The sequence below is a fragment of the Flavobacterium glycogeni genome, assembly GCF_048286775.1.
Taxonomy (GTDB): domain Bacteria; phylum Bacteroidota; class Bacteroidia; order Flavobacteriales; family Flavobacteriaceae; genus Flavobacterium.
The window spans coordinates 228,227-251,143 of record NZ_JBLVPV010000001.1 but is presented as its reverse complement, the minus strand read 5'-3'; the positions used below and the strand labels follow the sequence as shown (position 1 = coordinate 251,143).

16 protein-coding genes are annotated in these 22,917 nt (G+C 33.1%); 11 read left to right on the top strand and 5 right to left on the bottom strand.

Annotation, left to right across the window (positions count from 1 at the left end; genetic code table 11):
• Nucleotides 1-317 precede the first annotated feature (317 nt).
• The 8 genes from ACNQGX_RS01105 (at nt 318) to ACNQGX_RS01070 (ending at nt 9,915) form a co-directional block, all read left to right on the top strand.
• Nucleotides 318-473, top strand: a complete 156-nt coding sequence (locus ACNQGX_RS01105; protein ID WP_417973245.1) for a hypothetical protein — start codon at nt 318-320, stop codon at nt 471-473.
• Nucleotides 474-539: 66 nt separating this feature from the next.
• The gene (locus tag ACNQGX_RS01100) at nt 540-1,712 is read left to right on the top strand and encodes a peptidase associated/transthyretin-like domain-containing protein (RefSeq protein WP_417973243.1); all 1,173 of its coding nucleotides are present in this window, start codon (nt 540-542) and stop codon (nt 1,710-1,712) included.
• A gap of 61 nt (nt 1,713-1,773) precedes the next feature.
• Nucleotides 1,774-3,600 (top strand): prenyltransferase/squalene oxidase repeat-containing protein, encoded by a 1,827-nt coding sequence (locus ACNQGX_RS01095; RefSeq protein ID WP_417973241.1) that lies wholly within the window; start codon nt 1,774-1,776, stop codon nt 3,598-3,600.
• Entirely contained in the window at nt 3,569-4,777 is a 1,209-nt protein-coding gene (locus ACNQGX_RS01090; protein ID WP_417973239.1) for a peptidase, M50 family protein, read from the top strand. The genes ACNQGX_RS01095 and ACNQGX_RS01090 overlap by 32 nt, the downstream gene beginning before the upstream one ends.
• 742 nt (nt 4,778-5,519) lie before the next feature.
• Nucleotides 5,520-5,732: a hypothetical protein gene (locus ACNQGX_RS01085; RefSeq protein WP_417973237.1), complete on the top strand. Its 213-nt coding sequence runs from the start codon at nt 5,520-5,522 to the stop codon at nt 5,730-5,732.
• 274 nt (nt 5,733-6,006) lie between these two features.
• Entirely contained in the window at nt 6,007-6,489 is a 483-nt protein-coding gene (locus tag ACNQGX_RS01080; RefSeq protein ID WP_417973235.1) for a CPBP family glutamic-type intramembrane protease, read from the top strand.
• 54 nt (nt 6,490-6,543) lie between these two features.
• Nucleotides 6,544-7,680, top strand: coding sequence for an HlyD family secretion protein (locus ACNQGX_RS01075; RefSeq protein WP_417973233.1), 1,137 nt, complete (start codon nt 6,544-6,546; stop codon nt 7,678-7,680).
• An 84-nt stretch (nt 7,681-7,764) separates the two neighbouring features.
• Complete coding sequence (locus tag ACNQGX_RS01070; RefSeq protein WP_417973231.1) at nt 7,765-9,915, top strand: peptidase domain-containing ABC transporter; 2,151 nt, start codon at nt 7,765-7,767, stop codon at nt 9,913-9,915.
• 254 nt (nt 9,916-10,169) lie between these two features.
• Here the strand turns inward: ACNQGX_RS01070 and ACNQGX_RS01065 are convergent, their stop codons facing one another.
• Nucleotides 10,170-10,829, bottom strand: coding sequence for a hypothetical protein (locus ACNQGX_RS01065; RefSeq protein ID WP_417973229.1), 660 nt, complete (start codon nt 10,827-10,829; stop codon nt 10,170-10,172).
• Between the two features lie 119 nt (nt 10,830-10,948).
• Nucleotides 10,949-11,185: a helix-turn-helix domain-containing protein gene (locus ACNQGX_RS01060; protein ID WP_417973227.1), complete on the bottom strand. Its 237-nt coding sequence runs from the start codon at nt 11,183-11,185 to the stop codon at nt 10,949-10,951.
• A 921-nt stretch (nt 11,186-12,106) separates the two neighbouring features.
• Between ACNQGX_RS01060 and ACNQGX_RS01055 the strand changes: the two genes are divergently transcribed.
• The 3 genes from ACNQGX_RS01055 to ACNQGX_RS01045 are packed head-to-tail and all read left to right on the top strand — an operon-like array spanning nt 12,107 to nt 19,230.
• On the top strand, nt 12,107-15,220 hold the full coding sequence (locus ACNQGX_RS01055) for a SusC/RagA family TonB-linked outer membrane protein (protein WP_417973225.1): 3,114 nt from the start codon (nt 12,107-12,109) through the stop codon (nt 15,218-15,220).
• Between the two features lie 16 nt (nt 15,221-15,236).
• The gene (locus ACNQGX_RS01050) at nt 15,237-16,631 is read left to right on the top strand and encodes a RagB/SusD family nutrient uptake outer membrane protein (RefSeq protein ID WP_417973223.1); all 1,395 of its coding nucleotides are present in this window, start codon (nt 15,237-15,239) and stop codon (nt 16,629-16,631) included.
• Between the two features lie 10 nt (nt 16,632-16,641).
• On the top strand, nt 16,642-19,230 hold the full coding sequence (locus ACNQGX_RS01045) for an alpha/beta hydrolase family protein (RefSeq protein WP_417973221.1): 2,589 nt from the start codon (nt 16,642-16,644) through the stop codon (nt 19,228-19,230).
• 47 nt (nt 19,231-19,277) lie between these two features.
• Here the strand turns inward: ACNQGX_RS01045 and ACNQGX_RS01040 are convergent, their stop codons facing one another.
• The 3 genes from ACNQGX_RS01040 to ACNQGX_RS01030 all read right to left on the bottom strand — a co-directional run bounded on the left by ACNQGX_RS01040 (nt 19,278) and on the right by ACNQGX_RS01030 (nt 22,428).
• Complete coding sequence (locus ACNQGX_RS01040; protein WP_417973219.1) at nt 19,278-19,550, bottom strand: DUF6520 family protein; 273 nt, start codon at nt 19,548-19,550, stop codon at nt 19,278-19,280.
• 112 nt (nt 19,551-19,662) lie between these two features.
• Nucleotides 19,663-21,189 (bottom strand): MauE/DoxX family redox-associated membrane protein, encoded by a 1,527-nt coding sequence (locus ACNQGX_RS01035; RefSeq protein WP_417973217.1) that lies wholly within the window; start codon nt 21,187-21,189, stop codon nt 19,663-19,665.
• A 390-nt stretch (nt 21,190-21,579) separates the two neighbouring features.
• Nucleotides 21,580-22,428: a helix-turn-helix domain-containing protein gene (locus tag ACNQGX_RS01030; RefSeq protein WP_417973215.1), complete on the bottom strand. Its 849-nt coding sequence runs from the start codon at nt 22,426-22,428 to the stop codon at nt 21,580-21,582.
• Nucleotides 22,429-22,917: the final 489 nt, after the last annotated feature.

The window sequence follows — 22,917 nt, the reverse complement described above, 5'->3', positions numbered from 1 at the left end:
TTTGCTGATTTTTCTGCATTTTTAACACAAGCCATAATCTTTTGATTTTAAATAGATTACGATTTTAAAAATACGAAATTCAGGAAAAACATATCGGAATTCAGGAATTACGATAACAACTGTTTGCGTAGAACTCCTTGTTGCTCTAGTTTTGGCTTAAGAAAAATGTCAAAGTTTCTTAGTAAGACGTTACTGTAAAAGCGGAATCATTTTCTAAATTATAATCTGGCCGATTGTGAGGGAATAATATAGCTGTTGTGTAACCCTATAAAAAACAAAGCGTAAAGTATATTTGTTTAACCAATAAATCAAAAACAATGAATTTAGAAAACCAATTATTAGAAAAATTTCAAGTTGAAGAACTTGAAAAGAGATATGAATTTGCTTGGGTAGATGAAGTAAAAGTTACTGCATCATATGAAGTAGTTCCAGGTGGCACAATTACAGTAGGTACAACTATGCAAATAAACTAAGGTGCTTTAATGATGAGACGATCTTAGTTTTAGATTGTCTCATCTTTATAAAAAAAAATCAAAAAAATGAAATATACATTCTATTTAATACTAATAACTCAACTTTTATTTTCTCAAAAAAAAACTATTACAATAATTGATAATTCTACAAGTTTACCCATAGAAAATGTGAATGTCTTTTATTCAAATTTAGGTGAAGGTACTTTTACAAATTCAGAGGGAAAGGCATCGATCAACATAAAAGCAAATGATTTAAAAATCACAAATATTAATTATGAAGGTTTAATTGTAAAACCAAATTTTTTAATTTCTATTGATACGATTCGAATAACCCAAAAAGCAACCGTTTTAGACGAAGTAATAGTTAATTCTTTTAACTTAAATAAAGCGATAAAATATATTTTAGAAAACTATTCAAATTTATATGTTAATACTCCTTTTGAGAAAGAATGTGAGTTTAAAGATATTGTTACTGTCAATAATCAATTGAGAAGATTAATTTTAACAAAAGTAAATTGGTGGGATAAAAGTTATGAGAGAAAAAAAAATGATGTAAAATTAAGACTGGGTGCTATAGATTATAACAAAAATGAACCTTTTGGTATTTTTACAGATGTTCCAAGATTAAACTCAGCCTCTAAAAATGGATATACCACACCAAGTTCTATTATAAATACAATATATTTAAACACCCTTTTAAATTCATTAATGCCTTTAATTGCGGATATTAATGTTATAATTGAAGACTCTCCTTCTGATATAATTGTCCTATCATTTGAAACGGAATGGGTGAAAAACAATTCTTTTTCAAATAAAATAAAAGGTCAGTTTATTTTTGATAAACTATCAAAAGCAATAATTGAAATTCATTATGACGTAAATCATAAAGATAATGTTGAAAAAGGAATAGTTAAAGAAAACAACAAAGAATCTAAAAGAGAAACAAAAAAATCAACTTTAAGAATGACTTTTGATAAAACTTTGAGTAACAAATGGTCGTTGAAAAGCTATGAATCAAACGCAGAATTAGATGTTACTTACGATAACAAAATAAATAATTTAGTTTTTAAAAATAGTATTTTCGTACTAAAAGAAACTGCTGTAAAAAAAGTCGACAACGATGGATTAATTGATTTAACTAAACCAATTTTCCAAAGTTTACCTTCTAAAACCATCTCAAATAGCAATTCAATTCTATTAACGGAGGAGGAAAGGAAATTTATTTACAGCAGCAAATAAAATGCAATTCAAAAATTATATTCAAAGCCTGTTCATACCTGAGTTTTTTAAAATTCAGATATTGGATAAAAATTTCATCGATAATAACCCTATCTATTATCAAAATTATCCATCACTTTTTGCTAAACCGTTTTCTGTTCATCAAAAAGAATTGAATTTGCTTGACATTGCAGGTTATTTATATTATCAAGCAACATTATTTACTGACAGTTTAATAGATGAAAAAGAATTATCTAAATTCCCCCTAATAACCATTTGCCAAGAAGAAAGCATCAAAATTTTGACCGCTATTTATGGTATCGAAAATAGTTTTTGGAAACTATGGAATGAACGAAAAAACGAATATTTGGAAGCCATTCATTTAGAGAAAGGTTTGTCAAAAAAAACAGTAATAACAATTGAGGAATATGAAGTTTTAGCAGATAAAAAATCTGCGTTTGGGAAAGTTGCCATAGACTGTCTATTCAGTCTCGACAATAAAGATGAAAATTTACACAAGCAATTACTGCTTTCTCACAAATATTTTTCAGTGGCTTTTCAACTCAATGACGATATTCAAGATATTAAAGAAGATTTAAAAAAAGGACAATTTAACTGGGCTGTATATCTTTTGCAACAACAAAATATATCAAATCAAGATCCCCGTGTTTTAGAGAAATATCTTTATATAAGAGGTGTCTCAATACAAATGTATCAGTTAGCTATTGATTATTGTGACAAATCTTCTGAGATTGTGGAAAATATTGATGCACCAAAATGGAAAAAAATAGTAACAGATACAAAAAAAACATTCACAACTGCTATCATTGAAATTGATAATTATTTAGAAATCCTAACTTCTGAAGTAGGTTTGTCAAATGAAATCCATTCGCAAAACTCTATTAAAAATAGTATGTTTTCTGCAATCGAGTTTGTAAAATCAAAACAACAAGACAACGGATCCTGGCGTGAATATGTTAATCAAGGAGGTATAAGCAATATATGGTCTACAGCTTTTATTTTATCTAAAATTTCTGAAAACTCAAAACTAAAATCAATTTTTGAAAGCGAGATATCAAAAGCATTAATTTTTTTGAATCAGAAGCCTAAAACGGTATTATGGAGTTATAATACTACTTGGATTGAAGATGCCGATTCTACAAATTTTGTGTTTTTATCCTATCTTTTTAATAATAAAGATATAGAAACAGAACTTTTAGAAAAATGGTCTTTATTTCAAAAAATAAATGGAGGGTTTTCAACTTATTCAGATAACAGTAATTTAATAGTTACTCTCGATGACAAAAACATATCAGATGTAAAAGGGTGGTTATTTACCCATAATTGCGTTAGCGCAGTAAGTTTTTATTTTTTGGCAAATCAAAATCAAGAAAGCGTTTCTTTTGCAAATGTTAAACAGTATTTCGATGAAAATTTTAACAAAGAATTAAATTCCTATTGGTGGACAAATAATATTTATACCTATTATTATTTAGCCAAAACATATCAATTATTAGATGATAAAGCAAAATTGAACTTTATTATCAATGAAATAAAAGCAAAGCAGAATAAAAATGGAAGTTTTTCTGATGCTTATGAAGAAAATTTATTCTACACTGGATTAGCATTAGAAATATTATTGTTAGACGAGAATGATAACTCAAAAAAAGAAATAGAAAAAACAATCTCATTTTTACTCAAAAAACAATTTAGTGATGGTTCGTGGCAGAACTCAAATGCTTTGCAAGTACCAAACTCACAAGATATTAAACCCGCTGACTTAGTTTTTCCAATTTCTACATTTGGAATGAACGTTAGAGCAAAAGAATTTAACAGACTATTCACAACATCCTCAATTTTACAATCTTTATCCTTTTATGAACACAAATATAGTCCCGTTACTTTCTAAAGAAATTACTTTTAATCCTATCAATAAGAATGATTTTTTTATCCATCAGACAACCTATGACCATCGGATAAAAATTTCGTCTGCATTATATGATTTCATACAATTAATAGATAATCAAAAAGAATTAAAAAATATTATTTCAGAGTACAATGTAAAATATAACTCAACTTTAACCTATGAATTTGCCTATGATTTTTTATACGCTAAATTAGCAAAATTCGGAATTATAGAAAGTACAAATGTCATAATAAAACCAAATCTAAAACCAAATTATTTAAAATTAAGTTTTATTGTAATTAATGAAAAAATAGTTTCTAAATTAACCAAATATTTAAGATTTTTATTTTTACCTGTAATATTGAAAAGTATTTTTGTTTTATCACTTGTACTATTAACAACTTGTTTTTACCTCTTCAATGATCAAATATTTCACACCAACATACCAAAATCTCAGTGGATTTTCTTTTTTATATTGAGTTTCATTGGCGTTACTTTTCACGAGTTTGGTCACGCATCAGCAGCACATCACTATGGTGCAAAACACGGTGGAATTGGAGGAGGCTTTTATCTGTTTATGCCTGTTTACTTTGCAGATGTAACAGACATTTGGAAATTACCAAAACAGCAACGTATAACCGTTAGTCTTGCAGGTATGTATTTTGAACTAATCTATGTATTATTTCTAATTTCGTTTGGATTAATTTTTAATATTTCAATATTGATAATTTTTGGTTGCGTTATTTTTATGTCATCGTTGCGCAATCTTAATCCATTTATTAGAAGTGATGGTTACTGGGTTTTATCTGATGCAATAGAAAAACCAAATTTAATGATACACGGTTTAATTAAAATCAAAGAAATTTTTAATCCAAAAGTAATGTGGAAAAAAATGGATTACTTTTTATTAGGTTATGGCTTGATAAGTTATAGTTTTATTTTGTTATTTGTTTATTTTGTAGTTATAAAAAATCCTGATTCTATACTTTATTTTCCTCAAAACTTAAAACATTTTGTTCGAAATTTATTTTCAACAAACAGTCAATTTTCATTAACAGAATTAGGTAAGCTATTTATACCTTTATTATTTTTCTATTTAATTTTTGGATTACTTAAAAGTTTTATTCCTACGTTAAATCAGAAAAAAAAGAAAACAATCAGTAACAGGGAAAACAAATAAAGAGTAACCAATCTAAACTGTACCACCAATTACATTCTAAACAGATCCCGGAAAAGTACAAGTTCCACATTTTACATAATCTTTGCACCATTCATAAAGCATATCAATTGGAATATGGGTTATCTGTCTAGTTCTGTTTGATTACTCAATTCTATAGCTTTTAACTTCATTCTATCTCCTTGCTAAATTAGTATGTCCAAACATTTCCGTGGACTATTAAATAATAAATTCAAAATTTTTAATTTGTTATTTTGAGTAAAGACAGTACTCTAAAAAGGGTAAACAACAAGAATCAAACACATTTTGCTGATTTTTCTACGTTTTTTGCACAAATCATAAGCCTCTTATTTTTAATTAATTAGGTTTTGTTAAATACGAAATTCAGGAAAAACATATCGAAATTCAGGAATTCCGATAACAACTGTTTGCGTAGAACCCCTTCTTACTCTAGTTTTGGCATCAGAAAAATGACCTGGTTTCTTAGTAAGACGTTACTTCGAAAACTCAATCATTTTTCTAAATTATAATCAGGCCGATTGTAAGGGAATATTACAGCTGTTAGGTAACCCTATAAAAAACTGAGCATGGGATTTTGATAAAGCTAATTTGTAATCCTTAAAAAACAAAGCAAACGGAATTACAGCTGCCGGAATAAAGAATGTAAAATATATTAAAAGAAAGTTCTCGAGAAACAACTTTTGTTACAACCAAAAAAACGTTTAATTTTAAAAACTTAGAAATTATGAATTTTAATAATCTGAATTTAGTAGAGCTTAATACTCAAGAAGTACAACAAGTTGATGGGGGAGATATTGTTTCTTTTTTAAGAGGTGCAGCACTTGTTTCTCAGTTAGCAGTTGTTTACTTTGAGGCTTTAGAAGCAAAATTTCCAGGAACTGCGCCAGCTGGCTCAACTGCAACCAGTCTAGCTGACCTTCATGGACCAAAATATTAGTCCTTTATAATATTTTCAAAAATAAAAGCTTGATTTATATTCATTATTTCTTTATCTTAATTTAATTTTGAATAAATCGAGCTTTTTTTAATTTAAAAACACTTAATAATGAATAAATATTTTTTAATTATCTATTATCTATTTACAATAATACTTTCTTTTTTATTTTTTAGTAAGATTGATTACCCTTATTTAAAACAGCTTTTTTATGCTAATATTATTTTATTTCTATGTTTAGAAATCATAAGATTTGTTAAATTTAAAAAATAAAATAATGTATTTTTTAAAAAAAAAATTATTAGGACTGAATAAAAAAGCCTATATTTTCACTTCAGTAATTGTAACTATAATTTTATTTTTATTGACTTCGATAGTAATCAATATATTATTTAATAATATAGAAGACATTGGCTACCTTAAAGATTTGGACATTTTTTTAATCTTTTTTTTAACTGTAATTATTGTTCCATTCATAGAAACCTTTTTTTTTCAAAAATTAATAATTGAATTTATTATTAAGAGATTCCCAAAGAGGAGTTTATATTTTTCAGCTTTAATTTCAGCTCTAGTTTTTGCTATATTTCATTCTTATTCTGTTGCCTATTTCATTGGAATAATTTTCATTGGCTTAAATTTTTCATCTTTCTATATACTAACTATGAAAAGAAACGATATTAATCCTTACTTGCATGTTTGTTTTCTTCATGCGTTAATGAATTTTATTTCTTTTTTATTAAATGATATTTTTCAAAAATAAAATTTGAATTCACATTTTCTTTTCTTCTATAGATAACCAAAACAACAAACATAGATGAACTTCAGTTCTGACCCCATAAACACCCTCGAAAATCTTATCGCCAAAAACAAAACGAAGAGTATTTCCATTTACTTAGTGTTGATTCTGGCTATACTTATTTTTCTGGCACTATTGCCTGTTATCAAAATCGATATCAGTAGCCAAAGTCGCGGCATAGTACGCTCTACCACCGATAATGTTCCAGTAACCAGCTTGGTAAATGGAAAAGTGACATTTGTTAATCTCAAGAATAATGGTATCGTGCAGAAAGGCGATACATTGGTGCAACTTACACAAGAAAACCTGGATACCGAGAAAGCCACCAATCAGGAGGTTTCATCAACTGTTCAAGATCAGGTTCATGATTTATCACTTGTAGTTTTAGGCAAAAGCAATATGCTGAAAACGCCTGCAATACAACAAGAGTGGTATAGCTATGACAGCAAACAAAGTGAATTGCAAAGTAAAATTTCCCATGCCAAAATAGGCTATGATCGCAACAAGCAATTGTATGACAAAGGCGTAATTGCCAGAGCGGAATTCGAAAAATACAGTTTCGATTATACGTATGCTAAACAAGCACTTTCCGGATTCGAGAAAAACCAACGCAGCGTGTGGCAAAACAAAAAAAGAGAACTCGAAGAGCAACTCAAAAACTTAAACGGAACGCTCCAAAAAATAACCGTTGAATCCAAGAATTATGTTATTACCGCACCTTTATCAGGTACTATAGAAAACTTCTCGGGGATTCAAAGCGGTTCTTTCCTGAATGCCTCGCAACCCATTGCCACTATTTCGGCAGTAGATCAATTGATTGTAGAAAGTACCGTTTCACCTAACGATATTGGATTGATACAGAAAAACCAAAAAGTAAAATTCCAATTGGATGCTTTCAATTACAATCAATGGGGATTGCTCGAAGGAAAAGTAATCGATATTGACCGTAATATTACTATTCAAGGGGAACAAGCTTTTTTTAAGGTACGCTGTGGGCTGAATACTACCGCAATGCAATTGCAATCCGGTTACAAAACCCAAATTACAAAAGGAATGACACTCACTACACGGTACATCATTACGAGAAGAAGCTTATTTGATTTATTGTTTGACAAAGTAGATGATTGGCTCAATCCAAAACAATTAAACCAGTAACCCAAAAAGGGACATGCAATATCTAAACAATAATTTAATTCAGAGAAAGTCCTTTGTCTTTTCTCTCTTATCTATTTACTATTAATGGCCTCTATAAAAATAAAACAACATGATATCAAAGATTGTGGTGCTGCTTGTCTCGCTTCTATTGGCAATCATTACAAAGTTAATCTTCCTATAGCAAGAATAAGGCAATTTGCAAATACCGATAAACGAGGGACCAATGTGCTGGGGATAATTGAAGCAGCCGAAAAAATGGGTTTTTCTGCCAAGGGGGTAAAAGGAGGCATGGATGCTATTGATAAAATTCCGCTCCCTGCTATCGCTCACGTTGTAGTAAAAGAACAATTGCATCATTATATAGTGGTATATGCTGTTAGCAAGACCAAAATTGAAGCAATGGATCCTGCCTATGGCAAAATGGAAACCTATACGTATGAAGAATTTCAAAAAATCTGGACTGGCGTATTGATTCTTTTTGCACCGAATGATGATTTCAAGGAATACAACGAAAAAGTTACTCCATTAAAACGCTTTTGGCATTTGGTACAGCCACACAAAACCATTTTAATTCAGGCTTTGGTTGGTGCCATACTTTTTACCGTTTTAGGATTGGCCATGTCCATCTATATCCAAAAAATTACCGATTATGTTTTAGTGGAAGGCAACAGAAACTTACTGAATCTGCTGAGTGTTTCCATGATTGGTATCATTATACTGCAAGCCTACATCGGTTCTAAAAAGAGTGTTTTTGTTATGAAAACGGGGCAATTAATTGATGCCAAATTAATTTTGGGATACTACAAACATTTGCTCCATCTGCCGCAACGTTTTTTTGACACGATGCAAGTGGGAGAAATCACATCCCGGATTGGCGATGCAGTAAAAATTAGATCTTTTATTAATGAAGTGGCGATTGATATGATCGTCAATATCTTCATTGTGATTTTTTCCTTCACGTTGATGTTTACGTATTATTGGAAATTAGCTTTGGTGATTCTGCTGGTAATTCCGTTTTATGGAGCCATTTATTTTATTTTAAATAAGTTCAATAAAAAAGTAGAACGTGTTATCATGGAGAATGCTGCCGAATTGCAAACGCAATTGGTTGAAAGTGTCACGCATATCAGAACCGTAAAAGAATTTGGAATCGAAGAGTTTTCGAATCTTAAAACGGAAAATAAATTTGTAAAACTATTGTTTACCACCTACAAATCAGGTTTAAACAGTGTTTTCGCGGGGACTTCCACCCAATTTCTGGCTTCTATTTTTACCGTTATTCTAATGTGGATTGGTTCGGGTTACGTGATTGACAGAGCCATTACTCCTGGAGAATTATTTTCATTTTATGCTTTGATTGGGTATTTTACTTCGCCAGTTGCTTCCTTGATTGGGATGAACAAAACGGCGCAAAATGCACTGATAGCAGCCGACAGACTTTTTGAGATAATGGATTTAGAACGGGAAGAAACAGAAAACAAAGTCGAATTGCAGAGAGAAAACATGGGAGATATAAAATTCGAAAATGTAACTTTTCGTTATGGCTCTCGAACAGAAGTTTTCAAAAATTTTAATGCTGTTTTCAAGAAAAATGAAACCACAGCTATTGTTGGCGAAAGCGGAAGTGGTAAAACTACACTGATCTCATTATTACAAAATTTATATCCCATAAAAGAAGGGAAAATTTATATTGGAGAGTATGATTCTCAATTTATTCATTATCAAAGCCTACGCAATTGTATCGGTGTCATTCCGCAACAGCTCAATCTGTTTTCGGGAAATATTATCGAAAACATTGCTTTAGGCGATTCATTTCCAAATATTCAACGCATTTTAGATTTATCCAAACAATTAGGAATTACGGAATTTGTTGAAAAATTACCCAATGGTTTTGAAACCCAAATTGGTGAAAATGGTGCCATGCTCTCTGGAGGACAAAAACAACGTATTGCTATAGCAAGAGCCTTGTACAAAAATCCGGAAGTGTTATTAATGGATGAAGCCACTTCTTCATTAGACACTAATTCGGAGCGCATTGTAAAAGAAGTGATTGATAATTTTAAATCTCAGGGAAAAACAGTTATCGTCATTGCCCATCGATTGAGTACTATTGCTAATGCGGATACTATTTTGGTAATGGAAAATGGAACTATAGTGGAGTCCGGAAATCATATTGCACTATTGGAACAAAAAGGAAAGTATTATGATTTATGGAATAAACAAGGATTGGCGTAGTCTAGATAATCAAACATTTAAATAGTTATTTACTTCAAGTAATTATAAGTTACATCAAGTACAGGAAACGGAACTACAATAGAGATTATTTTTTAATGATGATCATTTTTTTTAGTTCTATATAAAAACAATTCCCTTATAAAAAATTGAAACTTAATCTTAGCTCCCAAAAGCTGATAACAATGGGGTTCGTTCAACAACGACTTCTTACTGAATCTTTCAGACCGTATGAAATCTTACTTATTATAGGTAACCTAAATTTTTTTTAAGATTGACAATACTGTTTTTCCTTTGTAGTTTTCATCATTTGTCCAGGCAACTGTCGAATTAATTTTCTTTAGTTTTTCTATTAATTTTGCTATTTCTATTGGATTTCCCTCTCCGTAAAAATATAGTTTTCTCAAGGTTTTTTCTTGAGGCTTCCTTTCTTTAGGTAACTGTCTAGGACCAATAAGAAAAATCTTTTCACTTTCATCAATAATATCCTTTGGAAGCTCATTTTTCACATCATTCCAAGAGCTCTTTAAAGTATCTATTTTTTGACCTAATGATAAATTTGCTGGTATACTCAAATTCAAGTTAGCGAAGAAGTTTTCTAAAATAAATGAATTTTTAGAATCAGCATTGTCAATTTCTAATTCTTGTTTAAACAATTCTACTATAGATGGTTTTATATAGACATAGAACTCCCCTTTAAAATGGTTTCCATACATTTTAAGAGTCAACATTATTCTACTATTTTTCATAAAAAGAAAAAGTTGATCTTTTGTTGTTTGGTCTTCATTATCGAAAAACATCATAAACAAAAATCTTCCTTTACCATTATTAATTTCAAAGGCTAATGTAGATTCATTTCTATTTATAGATTCTACAAAAATATTCTGTAGATTAGATAGGTTTAGTTTTTTATTCATTTTACTCAAGATTACTTAGAAGTTATAAATATACGTAACCCCAATTACAAACATATCAATAACTTTATTAAACAATAAAAGATGCCTCAGCATCTTTTTTATATCTATAATAATAGTTTTCACAACGCCTTATCAGGCCAGAAATCTTTTGGAGAACAATTGAAAATTTTAGCAATTTCATTTAAATGCTTAATATTATACTTAGCATTTTTAGATGATGATTCAATATCACCTATAAAACCGACGCCTTTATCTAATTTTAGAGATAGTTGTTCTTGGGTAAGATTATTGGCTTTTCTTATTTCTTTAACCCTTTGAATAATATACTTTTCTATTTCTGTTAAGTTATTTTCCATATTTTACAAATAGGCGAAAAAATTTCATTATTTTCAATGGACTATAATCCATATTTAAAATATTTTTATTATATTTGCTTTCAATAACATATATTTGCGATTCTTCACATAAAAAATATTTGAAGCATTCGCTTTGAATCTCGACTTGAAAACTGGAAATTTAAAAGGAACGAGAGGATAAGTAAGATGCTCACGCCCATGGCGTGGGCTCACTTATTGTTCCTCGGTATTCCAGTACCTCAAGTCAATAAGCTGAGTTCCATGCCATTTTTTTATACTAATTGGCATATTACTCTCTTATATTCTTAGCACCGTTTCATCATTTTCATAGTCTCGCAGCAGTTCAACTCGCTAAAACCCGCATGCCTATGAGTAAAATAAAAACACCCTACACTAAGCCTTAGTAGTGGTTTCAATCACTAAACTGCATAAAATCCCAGTTAGGAAAATCCCTTTTCTTAACCGGCACAAGATTCCTATGCCAAACTTTAAACCAATAACTAAAAAACTCCTGCACCGAAAGGTCCTTTGAATAAAACACCTAGTTAATTTAATTTGAATTTGTTAGCCCCGGTGCAGGTAATTTAGTTATAAAAACCCTTGTCTATAGACATAATAAAAAATGTAATTAAAATAACGATTAACACATAACTGATAACCCTTAACCGATAACTAAAAAAAATGCCTATGAAATACTACAAACAAATACAAATAGGAATAATTATACTTTTTATAGCAACGATGTGCCTGTGGCTTTACGGCTGAGATACAGATTATTTAGCCGCAACCATTAACCCATAACTCATAACTCATAACCTATAACTTATAACTAAACAAAAAAAGTCCCCTAACTCGTCGGCAAACTTGACTAGAGGACCATAGCAAAACAAAACTCACATTTCATTTAACTAAACCAATATTATGAAAAAAAATTCAGTTTATAGGCCTTGGAAGACATTTATATATCCGTTAATTTTCGGAATATATCTGAACTCCATTTCCCCAACACTAGCTCGCAATCCTTTCCTAAATTCCAATAATAATAATAATAATAATAATAATAGGGAACGACCACAAACAAAACGTTGCGTCTTTGTGCCTTTGTGGCAATACAAACAACAAATCCAAATTAGCGGTACAGTCACTGATAGTACTAATCCTTTGCCCGGAGTTACAATTGCTGTAAAAGGAAACAGAAATAATGCCGTTAGCTCCGACTTCAACGGGCAATACATCCTTTCGGCTACGGCTACAGATACTTTGATCGTCTCATTTATAGGATTCAAAACAGCAATAGTTCCCGTAAACGGACGAAAAATAGTCAACGTACAATTGCAGGAAGACATAACAACCTTACGAGAAGTTCGTGTCAATACCGGTTATTATTCCGTAAAGGAAAGCGAACGTACGGGTAGCATCGCTAAAATGGCTGCTAAAGAAATCGAAAAACAACCCGTTTCAAATGTTCTTGCGGCAATGCAAGGTCGTATGGCAGGTGTCAATATTACGCAGACCACAGGTGTTCCGGGTGGTGGCTTCGAAATAGAAATAAGAGGCAGAAATAGTATCCGAACCGAGGGAAATAATCCATTATATATTATTGACGGAATGCCGTATTCTTCACAAAACATGGGTAATGATTTAATTTCAGGTTCAATCCTCCCTCCACCAGGTATTAGTCCGCTCAATAGCATAAATCCGTCAGATATAGAAAGCATAGAAATCCTCAAGGATGCAGATGCAACATCAATATATGGCTCAAGAGGTGCCAACGGTGTAGTACTCATCACAACCAAAAAAGGAAAATCAGGGAAAACAGCGTTTTCAATCAATACCTACAGTGGAACTGGCAAAGTGACCCGTACGCTCGATCTAATGAATACTGAGCAATACCTCAGCATGAGAGAACAAGCATTCGCAAATGATGGAATAACCGAATATCCTTCGTGGGGGTATGACGTTAACGGAACTTGGGACAAGAACCGATATACAGATTGGCAAAAAGAACTAATTGGTGGAACAGCATATACTAGAAGTATTGATGCTGCTGTCTCAGGAGGGAACAGCAAGACACAGTTTATTATTCGTGCAAGTAATTTTAATCAAACTACGGTATTTCCAGGTGATTTTGGGTATGGCAAAACAGCTTTTCATTTCAACATAAATCATATTTCAGATAACGATAAATTTAATATCAGTCTTTCCGGAAATTATAGTCTCGATAAAAACAATTTACTGGGAACCGACCTAACTCTTGAAGCTTCACAACTGGCTCCAAATGCTCCTGCATTATATGATGATAACGGCGAATTAAATTGGGAAAATTCAACTTGGAAGAATCCTTTAAGACTTTTAGAATCCAAATATCTTGCAAAAACAAATACACTCGTTGCAGGAAGCGTCATAGGATATAAAATAGCACCTACACTTGAATTTAAAACAATTCTAGGGTATACAGATATTCGCCTTGACGAGTCCAAAACAGTACCCTCAACAATCTACAACCCAGCCTATGGCTTAGACAGTTCCATTTCATCTTTTTATACAAACAAATCAAGCCAACAGTCTTGGAACGTGGAACCACAGTTGTCATGGCAGAAGGATTTTGGTTTTGGTACAATTAAAGCACTGGCAGGTGCAACATTTCAAGAAAGTGCATCAGAGTCATTAGGATTAAACGCAACAGGCTTTTCAAGCAATAGTCTTATAACAAATAGTGCCGCAGCTGCTAATGTTCAGGTGCTGAACAATACAAATGGTTTATACCGTTACAGTGCCATTTTCGGCCGTATAAATTATAGTATTAATGACAAATATTTCCTAAATATTACTGGGCGGCGTGATGGGTCAAGTCGCTTTGGCTCGGGCAATCGTTTTGCAAACTTTGGAGCTATAGGGGCTGCATGGCTTTTTGGGAGAGCAAATCTAATTGCTGAAAAATACCCATTCATCAGTTTTGGGAAACTTAGGGGAAGTTATGGTACTACCGGAAGCGACCAAATCGGCGACTATCAGTTTATGAATACCTATATTTCGACTGGAGGCAGCTATCAAGGTACTGTTGGTCTCGAACCCGCCCGTCTATACAACCCCAATTTTAGTTGGGAAACCAATAAGAAATTAGAAATGGCTTTAGAACTGGGATTCCTGAAAGACCGGATTTTTATCACAACTGCACATTACCGCAATAGATCTTCCAATCAGTTGGTCGGAATACCACTACCTGGAACTACTGGATTCCAATCCATCCAATCTAATTTAAATGCAACCGTTGAAAATACAGGCTGGGAATTTGAACTCCGTACAGTAAACATTCAAAACAAAGAGTTCAAATGGTCAACCTCCCTAAATCTCTCTATCGCCAAAAATAAACTTTTGACTTTCCCCAACTTGGCAGGATCAACTTATGCCAGTCAGTATGTGATTGGTGAACCGCTTGATATTCATCTGGTCTATCATTTTACTGGTATAAATCCGGAAACAGGTATTTATCAGTTTGAAGATTACAATAGTGATGGTGCTTTAACACCCTTAGAAGACCGTCAAAGAAAAGTTAGCACAAATCCAGACTATTTTGGAGGTCTGAACAATAGCCTTTCTTATAAAAATTGGCAATTGGATTTCTTGTTTCAGTTTGTAAAACAGCTCGGTTTCAATTACAATGGTTCAGGAGTAGTTCCAGGTGCGGGAAACAATCAGCCAGTGTCAAATCTTAACAGTTGGCAACCCGGGCAAACAAACGGTGTACAGGTATATACTGCTGGCTTTAATGATGAAGCCGTAAATGCATATTACTCGTATTATAGTTACAGCGACGCTGCATTTAGTGATGCCTCATTCATAAGATTAAAAAATCTTTCAATCGCATATACATTACCGCAATCATGGCTTAAAGTGGCTAGTTGTCGCCTGTATCTTCAAGGACAAAACCTGTTTACAATAGCACGTTTCAATGGTGCTGACCCTGAAAACCAATCTTTTGGTAAGCTTCCTCCATTAAGGGTCATGACTATGGGTGTTCAATTAAATTTTTAATCTAAAAAATAATAACATGAAAAATATAGCAAAGAGGAGAATCGTCTTTTTAATTGCCACTGTTATCGGACTGATACTGTTTATGAGCTGCGAAAGTTTTGTCGAAATAGAAGTTCCAGATTCGCAATTGACAGCCGAAAACGTGTTTAAAGATAAAGCAACAGCACAAGCAGCTTTAGCCAATATCTATATAAAAATGCAAAATAATGTGCTGGTTACGGGGAACTTTAATGGTATTTCAAATCTTTTAGGAAATTATGCTGATGAACTAAATTACTATGGTATTGATGGACAGAGGGAGGAGGCATTCTACAAAAATGTTTTACTCCCTTCAAACAGCACCATTTCTGAAATATGGAATAATGTCTACAATTTAATTTATGCTTCGAATGCTGTAATTGAAGGAATAACAGCATCTACAGGCATTCCACAAAAGGATAAAGGACAACTAATTGGCGAAGCACTATTTCTTCGGGCATATCTTCATTTTTATCTAGTAAATCTGTTTGGTAATATTCCGTATGTATTAACTACTGACTACAGACTAAACACAACGATAGCTAAAAAAGCTCCTACTGAAGTGTACGGTTTAGTTATTGAAGATTTAGAAAACGCAAAATTGCTAATTCCTGACGAATACCCTAGCGAAGAAAGAGTGCGTCCAAATAAGAGTGTTATCAAAGCCCTTTTAGCAAGGGCAAACTTGTATAATGAAAATTGGAATGCTGCAGAAGTGGAAGCCAATTTGATAATTAATAATACATCATTATATGAGTTGGAAGAAGACATAGATAAAGTATTTCTTAAAGACAGTCCAAGCACTCTCTGGCAATTGATGCCTCAATTTGCTGGAAACAATACATTCGAAGCCCAAAGTTTCATCTTTTTTACTGGTCCTCCGCCCGTTAGCGGATTAAGTAATTCTTTAATCGAATCCTTTGAACCAGGAGATTTGCGCAGAGATCATTGGGTCGGAACTGTAACTGACGGTTTAGAAACTTGGTATTTCGCCAATAAATACAAAGAAAACAACAACACTGGATCATCACGTGAATATTCCATATTGTTCCGCTTAGAGGAAATCTATTTGATAAGAGCTGAAGCCAGAACACATTTAGGCAATATTTCCGGCGCACAGGAAGACTTGAATAAAATTAGACACAGAGCAGGTTTGTCCGATACGCCAGCAGTTACGCAATCCGAATTATTGCAGGAAATTTTAAAGGAGAGACAGGTAGAGCTTTTTACGGAACTGGGACACCGATGGTTTGATCTCAAACGTTTTGGAGTTGCAAATATAGTACTTGAAACACGTAAAACGGGCTGGAATAGTACAGATATACTTTGGCCACTCCCACAATCGGAATTACTCCTAAACGGGAATCTTCTCCCTCAAAATCCTGGATACTAAAAAATGTGAAATGAAATCAAAAACTAAAATAGCACCCATTTTGCTTATTCTCATAATGAGTTTAGGCTTGATGGTGAAGACCTCAGCACAGGTAAAAAGAAGATTGCAGCCTGCAGATTATAATTTATGGAGCACGATATATCCGGGAGTATTATCCCATGACGGAAAATGGGTGTCCTATACCTTGAATTATACAGATAAAAAAGATACTTTATTTCTGAAAAATGCAATTACTAACTATAAATACATATTTCCGTCTGGCTCTAATGCTACAATTACGAAGGACAGTAAATGGTTCGGCTGTAAAATCGCCGACACCCTCAAATTATTGAATCTGGAAACTGGAAAACGCCAAAGTTTTCCAAAAACAAGGGAATACCTTTTTGCAGGTCAGGGGCGTTATGTAATTGGCGTACAAAATACGGATGGAAAACAATCGCTTTGGATTAAAAACTTAAAATCAGATAAGAGCTATACCATACAAAATGCAAATGAATTCAGTCTCAGTCCTGATACTGGCTTGCTGGCAGTTGTTACCCAAATAAAAAACAGTACGGCTGTAAAAGTATTTACCTTACAAGATTCATTGCAGGAACAAGAAATAATAACTACCTCAGCAAATACATTTATGGGTTTAGCTTGGGATAAAACGGGTAAAGGATTCGCTTTTTTTGAAGAAATACGCAATAATGAAAGCCCGCTGAAAGAACATAAAATATACTACTGCACAGGTTTTGAAAAAACGATTATACTAAAAACGCCTCCATCCCAATATTTAGATTTATTGACGCAAACGAGCTACATCCCTTTGTCCAAATTATTTATTTCAGCAGATAATGAAAGGATTTTCTTTGACATAAAAAGCAGGAAGACTTGTAATGAGAATGCAACGAAACAATCTGATGTACAAATCTGGAATACTGATGACACAACGGTTCCGCCACAACATCCTTCCTATGAAGAGGCAACGTGCTCCGTTTGGCAGATTAATTCAGGAGAACTAAAAAAGGTCGAAGATGCTCAGTTTACTAATGTGGTACCAACAGGAGATCAGAAAAATGCGCTTGTGTTCAGGACGGATGAATATCTGCCTCGCTATAAATATGGTGGTGAATATATCGATGTGTACATCAAAAACCTTCTTACTGGAGAACAGCTGTTAGTGGTAAAGAAACAATTAATGGATATGGGGGTGACAACGGTTTCACCTGGCGGAAAATCTATCTGCTATTTCAAAGATAATAATTGGTGGACGTATAATATAGCTTCACAACAGCATACATGCCATACAGCCTCGCTTAACATCCCGTTTTATGACTTGCAACATGATGAGTCCGGCATACCTCCTGCGTATGGAAATCCGGGCTGGTCTGAAAAAGACCAATACCTCATTGTTTACGACGAGTACGATATTTGGCTACTCTCGCCAGACGGAACAACCAAGAAAAAAATCACAGACGGGCGAAAAAAAAAGGTGAGGTATCGTATTGCCGAAGAAGGAAACGAATACAATTACAAGATTGATACTTTCTATTTTCTTACCCAAACCTTTAATCTGGAAAGTAGCCTGCTTTTACATACTGTAAATACGGAATCGCTAAAGGAAGGTTTTAGCGTATGGTCAAATGGAAATGTAAAAACTTTAGTAGAGAAAAATAAGAAAATGATTTTTGTCGAAAAGTCTCAAGACAATAAAAATTATTTATTCCTTGAAAAAAGCTTCGAGACTTCCCCCGCACTGGTTCTGATAAATAGTCGGGCGCAAGAAAAAATTATTGTGAGGACCAATGAACAGCAAAAGAATTTTTACTGGGGGAAATCCGAACTGATAAAATATAAAACACCGGAGGGAAAAGAACTAAAGGGAGCCTTGTTTTACCCGGCAAATTATCAATCCGGAATAAAATATCCTATGATAGTGCACATTTATAGTAGGAGATCTGGAGAATTGCATGAGTATGTGGAGCCATCATTTCAATCAGGAAACGGATTAAATATAGCAAATTTTACTGCCGAAGGCTACTTTGTATTATTACCCGATATAGCGTATACAATAAATGAGCCTGGCGATTCCGCATTGAAATGTGTAAAGGCTGCAGTAGAAAAAGTTATTGATGGTGGTAATGTCGATAGGGAAAAAATTGGATTAATGGGGCACTCATTTGGCGGCTATGAGACTGCTTATATAATAACCCAAACCAACATGTTCAAGGCTGCTGTTGCGGGTGCTCCGGTAACGGATATCGTAAGTGCCTATCTAATGGTGGATGGCAATGGACAGTCGAACATTTGGCGTTATGAAGACCAGCAGTTTCGTATCAAATCACCGTTCTACACGAATGATTTCGCAAAAAATTCGCCTATAGTTCAAGTTGAAAGAATCAGTACGCCAGTGTTATTGTGGACGGGTGAAGAAGATCATATGGTAAACCCCACTAACAGTACAAAATTACAGATTGCACTATGGCGGTTAGGAAAAAAAAGTCGCCTTTTGGTTTATCCAAAGGAAGATCATGTGTTAGCAAATCCCAAAAACAAGGAAAATCTGTATTTCGAAATTAAGGGATGGTTTGATCTTTACTTAAAAAAATTGCAGTAATTAAAAATAAGGTGTCCTTTGAAGGACACCTTATCCACATTAAAAATTTACGGTTTTTTGTAAAGCGTAACCGCACACTGTCCACCTGTTGGATTTTTTCCAAATGCTTGATGATTGCTACCCTGCCACATATAGGTGCACACAATTCCATTGTTGACATCACTACATTGTCTTGCTTCTACACAAGGACTTGGAGTGTCCAGATAACCAATTTTGGTTGCAAATGCATTTTTAGGTGCAGCTTGTGAAGAAAATGCACCTGCGATAGCTAACACCACTGCAGCTACCGGAAATCCAATTTTAAAAATTTTAGTTTTCATAATATTATAATTTAAACATTTTGATCTACTCTGTTTACAGGTTTTCGATCTTCCCCTGAACCAGGCCCGGTATTTCATAATAAATTAGTATTGTCAATAAGTATTTATTCAACTATTTTAAATCAAAGTGGCTGCTCTTAAGCCTATATATTACTATATAATGTTTGGTAATTCCAATTAATAGGTTATTATAAATTTGAAAGTTTTCCACCTTTTCATTCTTATAATTGTACAGATAGAAACTAAATTCATAGGTACTCTTTTGCAAATCATAGACATCAATAATAGAGGCTTCTTTAAGCATAGATTCGGCCTCAAACTTTCCTAAGCGGTTTGACATTGTAAACAAGTACTTCCCATATGTGGCAGCACCTTGCTGAATCATAGGAGGTTGTTTTGCGAATTTCTTTTCTCCTGTTGTATGCAGGTAGGCGAACTGGATCGGAACTTGACTCACCGTATCTATAGTTTTTAGCCCCTGAAATGTTTTCAAATCAGAACTGGCAATTACAGCTTGGTTTCGGTAGTAATAGACATAAACCATCTTTTTTAATTGGTAATTATAAAGCAGCTTTCCATCAGTATCAAAAATGCCGTCAATCCGTTTTTGTAACATGCCTGATACTGGTTTGAAAGCATTACGCTCGGCCGTATTTAGTGTTCCTAGAATGTTTAGGCTCTGAGCTGCATCAATACTCCTTATTGCAAATAAGGTTGAATCAATAGGTTCAAAAGCAGAGAAGTAATTTTTGGTATTTGTCAAAGGCGTGGCACGCCAGTTGCTTATTTTGCCTCTATAAACTACTGGAACCGTTCCATCAGCTAGATAAAAATAGGGAAACTTAACACGCACTTGCACTGATTTGAATGGATAATCTTGTTTGCCTTCAACTTGAACTCTTAAAGTTTTTGCTTCTGTCAATAAAGTATCAATAACTAGAATTTGTCTCGGTGCAGTCGTATTTCCTAAATAAATTCGACCGTTAGCAGCACCAGCGATATAATATGAATTGTATTTTACATTGTAACCTTTAATCATCGCGACGGGATGATGCGGATACCTACGAATAAAGCTATTGTTGCGGTGTATCTCATTTTCTGACAACAGATATAGGCTTATAATGAAGACCGCACTTATACTGCCAGTAACCACTAAAAGGAATATAGCAGATTTGTTCCTTATGTTTAGAATATACTTTTTTGCAGGACTGATTTCAAAGTTACTATGATGTAAAACAACTCCGACAAAAGCCATTACAGCAAATGCAATATTAAAAATTAAATGTTCTGTCCATCCCAGTTTTGAAAGTACACCACCACAGGAACAAGGAACAAAGGGCGAGAAGTTCAAAATTATAATAATGTAGGTGGTAAACATTATCATTAGACTATAAGCCAATAGTAAGCCTTCATATTTAAATTTAGAGAAAAGTAGTAGAAGCACAATAATGATTTCAGAAGCTGGAACTATCCAGGCAATATAGCTTGCATATGCACTGAGCAAAGGCGATTGTCCCAGCTGTATCTGAAAGTTTTCAAAATCAAGCAATTTGCTAATTGCTGCATAGGCAAACAAGAGAACATAAAGAAGGCAAACCGTTTCAATAATAATAGTTTTTATTTGTTGACTAGATTTCATTTTGTAAGGTGATTGATATTAGTTATGTAAAATTCTCAAAATAGAATTACATAAGTGTTATCAATTCAGGATCTTGTCTTATCAAATCAGGATTTTTTTATTTCTGCAAGTTTGCAGCTCACTACATAAACAGCTCTATTACTGTTAGTTAATGAATAATAGTCCGATAGTTTTTTTGTCATATAGAGGTAGAATCTTTATTCTAAAAAAACCAATATAAAATGATGTTTTGAGAAACGGGTCAATAATTCCCCTCCTTTGGAGGGGTGCCCGAAGGGCGGGGTGGTTATAATCCGTATTTTAATAAAAACGTCAATGGTCGTAATTTTAAGCATTAATGCGATAGCTTTAATACTTAAAATTGTATCTAGAAACAATAAAAAGTAAAGATTATCGTCTACCCATCTTAGTAGGAGAATAACCAAATTTAATCTTGAAAGCTCTTGAAAAATTAGGATAGGTAGAAAATCCTGACATGATGGCAATGGTTTTTAATGGAATTTTCGTGTCCTTTATCAAAAGTTGAGACCGTTTAAGCCTTTCATTATTATAAAATTGCTGTATGGTTATTTTAAATAAACGCCTAAAGCCATTTTTTAATTTGAATTCATTAGTACCAAAAATCCGGGAGAGTTCTTTTAAAGTTGGTAAAGAGGTATCCATATGTGCTAATATATAATCATACACTGCTTGTGTTGATTTTACATCTAAATAATTATGAATTTTCTGTTCCTCGTCAGTAACAGCTTCGCTTGAGAGGGTCTTTTCCATTATGTCATCTATAATAGCCGAAAACGAACTAATTACTATATCTGTGCTTTGACAGAACCTTGAAATGCTACAGTAGGCTGGGATAAGTAACTTATCAAAGGCGGAGAACTCTAGTGGTACAGTGGTGTGATAGGATTCATTTTGTACAATTTCTGTCTTTACAGTTTCCCATAGGAGTGATGACTTTTCTGTAAGTATTCCTGCAAAATCTTGTCCTAAAAGGTCGTTGGACTCAAATCCAAAAAGGTTGGGAACATCAGCACTATAGTTTTTTATAGCAAAATTACAATCGAGGATATAGCTACTTTGAACGATATACCGGTAACTAAAATGGGGATTGACATAACCACCGTGGAAAACAGATTCCTTCATTTCTTCAGCCATCCAATTCACTAGAACGGTCAATGCTTCCAGTTCATCGTCATTTCCTGTTCTGGGTATTCGATAGGCAAAATTTCCTTCTGCCATCTCAAGAAGCATTTGGCAGACATTATGTATACGTTGTTGATTTATTTCCTGATGCATATAGTCGTTAATTAAAATTTTTAATTCTAAACGAAAGCTTCCAATACTTTTTTAACCCAGAATCCGCATTAGACTTCGTTACGAAGCTGAATTATTCAATAAAAGCAAGTGCTCACGGACTATTTTTAAAGAAGGAATACTTATGTCTTTCAATTTTATAAATAGGAGTAAGTGCTTTCTTTTGAAGAAGAATACAGATGCAGTAGATTTCTAATGCAGATTCTGGGTTTAATGATACTTACCAAAAATAAAGGAAAATGCAATAATAAATAATCATTTATTGTTAAGCTTATCAATTCAGGATTATGACTTATCAATTCGGGATTTTTTTAACCCTGATTCCGCATTAGACTTCGTTATGAAGCTGGATTATTCAATAAAAACAAGTGCTCACGGACTATTTTTAAATGAGGAATACTTTTGTATTTTGAT

Bases quoted from the DNA above. Each gene is read 5' to 3' on its own strand.
- ACNQGX_RS01105 (WP_417973245.1), top strand. From the start codon at position 318: ATGAATTTAGAAAACCAATTATTAGAAAAATTTCAAGTTGAAGAACTT.
- ACNQGX_RS01100 (WP_417973243.1), top strand. From the start codon at position 540: ATGAAATATACATTCTATTTAATACTAATAACTCAACTTTTATTTTCT.
- ACNQGX_RS01090 (WP_417973239.1), top strand. From the start codon at position 3,569: ATGAACACAAATATAGTCCCGTTACTTTCTAAAGAAATTACTTTTAAT.
- ACNQGX_RS01085 (WP_417973237.1), top strand. From the start codon at position 5,520: ATGAATTTTAATAATCTGAATTTAGTAGAGCTTAATACTCAAGAAGTA.
- ACNQGX_RS01080 (WP_417973235.1), top strand. From the start codon at position 6,007: ATGTATTTTTTAAAAAAAAAATTATTAGGACTGAATAAAAAAGCCTAT.
- ACNQGX_RS01075 (WP_417973233.1), top strand. From the start codon at position 6,544: ATGAACTTCAGTTCTGACCCCATAAACACCCTCGAAAATCTTATCGCC.
- ACNQGX_RS01070 (WP_417973231.1), top strand. From the start codon at position 7,765: ATGGCCTCTATAAAAATAAAACAACATGATATCAAAGATTGTGGTGCT.
- ACNQGX_RS01065 (WP_417973229.1), bottom strand. From the start codon at position 10,829: ATGAATAAAAAACTAAACCTATCTAATCTACAGAATATTTTTGTAGAA.
- ACNQGX_RS01060 (WP_417973227.1), bottom strand. From the start codon at position 11,185: ATGGAAAATAACTTAACAGAAATAGAAAAGTATATTATTCAAAGGGTT.
- ACNQGX_RS01055 (WP_417973225.1), top strand. From the start codon at position 12,107: ATGAAAAAAAATTCAGTTTATAGGCCTTGGAAGACATTTATATATCCG.
- ACNQGX_RS01050 (WP_417973223.1), top strand. From the start codon at position 15,237: ATGAAAAATATAGCAAAGAGGAGAATCGTCTTTTTAATTGCCACTGTT.
- ACNQGX_RS01045 (WP_417973221.1), top strand. From the start codon at position 16,642: ATGAAATCAAAAACTAAAATAGCACCCATTTTGCTTATTCTCATAATG.
- ACNQGX_RS01040 (WP_417973219.1), bottom strand. From the start codon at position 19,550: ATGAAAACTAAAATTTTTAAAATTGGATTTCCGGTAGCTGCAGTGGTG.
- ACNQGX_RS01035 (WP_417973217.1), bottom strand. From the start codon at position 21,189: ATGAAATCTAGTCAACAAATAAAAACTATTATTATTGAAACGGTTTGC.
- ACNQGX_RS01030 (WP_417973215.1), bottom strand. From the start codon at position 22,428: ATGGCAGAAGGAAATTTTGCCTATCGAATACCCAGAACAGGAAATGAC.